The 369-nt window shown below is 57.7% G+C and carries 1 protein-coding gene; it reads left to right on the plus strand.

What is annotated here, in order from left to right:
* Positions 1 to 183: 183 nt before the first annotated feature.
* Positions 184 to 369: ATP-binding protein (locus HLUSI_RS30345; RefSeq protein ID WP_040503833.1), on the plus strand; the 186-nt coding region annotated here is incomplete at its 3' end.

Raw genomic sequence — 369 nt, forward strand, 5'->3', positions numbered from 1 at the left:
CCGCCGGCGGGTTGCCATTTCCATCCGCGCTGCGCGTCCTGCATGGATATCTGCAAAACTGAACTGCCGCCGAATATCGAGACCGCGCCGGGCGAGTATGTCGCCTGCCATCTATATCGCTAGAATTCACCTTTGAATTATTTACCTGTTCATTCGCCCAGATCAGAAACCCGAAAGCATCCCATGCCAATCTTCAACGCCAATCACTACCCCTACGCTTCCCGCCGCAGCGCGGTCTTCGCCAATCGCGGCATGGCGATGACGCGGCAACAGATGGAACGCATGTTCGACCGCTTCTATCGCGGCGACAAGTCGCGCAGCGAATTCACCGAATCCAATGGCCTCGGCCTGGCGATCGTCAAGGCCATC

This window comes from Herbaspirillum lusitanum P6-12, assembly GCF_000256565.1.
GTDB classification, from domain to species: domain Bacteria; phylum Pseudomonadota; class Gammaproteobacteria; order Burkholderiales; family Burkholderiaceae_D; genus Herbaspirillum; species Herbaspirillum lusitanum.